At 58.3% G+C, this 2,577-nt stretch carries 3 protein-coding genes; 2 read left to right on the top strand and 1 reads right to left on the bottom strand.

What is annotated here, in order from left to right:
• Positions 1–837: helix-hairpin-helix domain-containing protein (locus tag WBP53_RS00400; protein WP_423924810.1), on the top strand; the 837-nt coding region annotated here is incomplete at its 5' end.
• On the top strand, positions 834–1,796 hold the full coding sequence (gene epmA / locus WBP53_RS00395; RefSeq protein WP_423924808.1) for an EF-P lysine aminoacylase EpmA: 963 nt from the start codon (positions 834–836) through the stop codon (positions 1,794–1,796). The genes WBP53_RS00400 and epmA, both read left to right, overlap by 4 nt.
• Before the next feature lie 10 nt (positions 1,797–1,806).
• On the opposite strand, the gene WBP53_RS00390 is transcribed toward epmA, so the two are convergent.
• Positions 1,807–2,577, bottom strand: a 771-nt coding sequence (locus WBP53_RS00390) for an MFS transporter (RefSeq protein WP_423924806.1), incomplete at its 5' end; no start/stop codon positions are given.

The raw sequence follows: 2,577 nt of genomic DNA, 5'->3' as shown, positions 1-2,577 counted from the left end.
GTTGCAACCAAATGGGCTGAAAACCTGATCGAATCCATTGAGCACAGCAAGCAGACGACTCTGGAGCGTTTCCTGTTTTCCCTTGGCATCGAACATGTGGGCGAGAGCACGGCAAAGGCCTTGTCTGCATGGTTCGGGCGACTGGAGCTGATTCGCCACCTGCCATGGCCGCTGCTCAAGCTTGTCCCCGATATTGGCGGCGAAGTGGCCAGATCGATCGACCATTTTTTTGCCCAGCAAGGCAACCAGGACGCAATCGATGAACTGCTGATGCGGGGCGTGCGCCTGAATGACGAGCACGATGTCTCACCCAAATTGTGCAATGCACTTTTGCCATCTTTTCTGCTAACGAGCCTCGAGATCCCGAAACTGACCGAAAAGCGCGCCGTACAACTGGTCAGTGCGCTGGAGGATCCTGGTCGCGTGACCAGTGTTCCAGAACACCAGTTGATCACTGCCGGATTGCCCGCGGACACGGCGGCCGCGCTACTTCGCTGGCGCGAGGAGCCTGCGCACGCCGATCTCCTGAAACGCAGCCTTCAAGCCTGGGCGTTGTTGCGTGAGCTGGCAGGTACGACCAGTGAAACCGAGCGATCGCTTCCGCTTGATGGCAAGACGGTGGTGTTGACGGGCTCGTTGACGGAAATGACCCGCGATGAAGCTGGCATCAGGCTTGAAGCTCTCGGTGCCAAGGTGGCCGGCAGTGTTTCGAAGAAAACCGATTTCATCGTCGCCGGAGCATCGGCCGGCTCAAAACTCGAAAAGGCACAAGCCCTCGGCATCGAGATCTGGGATGAGGCGCGCCTGCTCGAATTCCTCGCGGGACAACAGACTTGAACGCAGTCACGCTGCGTGAAGCGCTGGTTCTGCGTGCTGGCCTTTATGGGCTGATACGAAAATTCTTCGCCGAGCGCAAGGTGCTCGAAGTCGAGACACCCATACTTTCCGCGGCCGCCAATACCGAGCCAAACATCGAGAGCTTCAGCACGATGTTCTCCGGCCACATGGATGCCGGCACACCGGAACGCTGGCTACGTACATCGGCCGAGTTCCCGCTCAAGCGCCTGCTTGCTGCCGGGGTGGGGGATTGCTATGAACTCGGCCGCGTATTCCGCAACGGTGAATCCGGCAGGCGACACAACCCCGAATTCACCATGCTCGAATGGTATCGGGTCGGATGGGATCATCTTCGTCTGATCGAGGAGACGGTCGATCTGGTTCGTCAGGCCTTGAACCTGGTAGCTCGAAAATCCAGCCTCGCGTCGACGACATATCGAGAACTGTTCCTCGACACCCTGGGCATTGATCCATTCAGCGCATCGATCGACGCCTTGCGTGCACCTTTGAGGAACGTCGACATCAACGCCGAAAGCTTGCAGCGCGACGACTGGCTCGACCTTCTGATTACGCACTGCATTCAGCCGGACTTTCCCGCGGATCGAATCACCGTAGTCCGGGACTGGCCGGCAAGCCAATGCGCGTTGGCGAAGATACGCCACGATGAAACTCCAGTTGCAGAGCGATTCGAACTGTACCTGGGTAGCCATGAACTGGCGAACGGCTACAACGAACTCATCGATGGCGAAGAACAGCGAGCTCGCTTCGAGAACGACAATAAACGCCGCAGGTCACGCCACCAATGCGAGCTTCCACTGGACGAAAATCTGCTCATTGCGCTTGAACATGGTATGCCGAAATGTGCGGGCGTCGCGCTCGGCATCGAGCGCCTGTTGATGTGCATGACAGGGAGTGGCGACATTCGCAGCCAACTCGCGTTCGATTTCGCGAGAGCCTGATGGCTGGCGTTCAACCGGGCGCCAGCTGACGCCCGGGGCGAATCCAGACCCATGCTACGACAACGGCCAGGGCCGCAGCGGCAGAGGCGAAGAGAAAGGCAGTCTCTCCACCAGATACTCTCCACACCTGACCTGATAGCAGCGCACCAAGCACTCCCCCCACACCGGAGGAGAATCCGTAAAAAATGCCTTGCGCGTGGCCGTTCTGTTTGCCTGGGAAGAACAGAACGAGAAACTGCATGCTCGCCGCAAAAAAGCCCGCAAAGCTCAGTGCATGAAGGGTCTGCGCAAAAGCCATAAGAACCGCGTTGTCCGGCCACAGCGCGATGACAGCCCAGCGCACGCTGGCGGCAACCAGGGATACCAGCAGTACCGTCGCCGCGCTCCAGCGTCGGAAGATCCATGTCGAGAACGTGAAAACTACAATCTCGACCACTACGCCAATCGACCAGTAGATGCCCAGCGCCGAGGTGCGATAACCATGCTCGTCGAGATAGATCGAATAGAAGGTGTAGTACGGGCCGAACGAAAGCTGCATCAGCAGGGCGACAACAAAGAATGCGATTACCTGAGGTCGGCGCAATCGGCTCAGGAAACTGCTCGAGTCAGATTCAGCCAGAGCAGGGGGTGGTCTGCCGTAGTCATTGGTCATCGCAGATACCAGCAAGCCTGCGAACAACGGCAGCATCAGCCAGGGCAGGGTGGATACCGGCAGATGGTCCAGCAGAACGCCAAACAAGGCGACAATGCCGACGAATCCGATCGAGCCCCAGACGCGAAT

Origin of the sequence: Dokdonella sp., from assembly GCF_049593775.1 — a bacterium.
Classification (GTDB): Bacteria; Pseudomonadota; Gammaproteobacteria; order Xanthomonadales; family Rhodanobacteraceae; genus Dokdonella.
The sequence above is the reverse complement of the archived record's forward strand: the minus strand, read 5'-3'. Positions and strand labels throughout refer to the sequence as shown.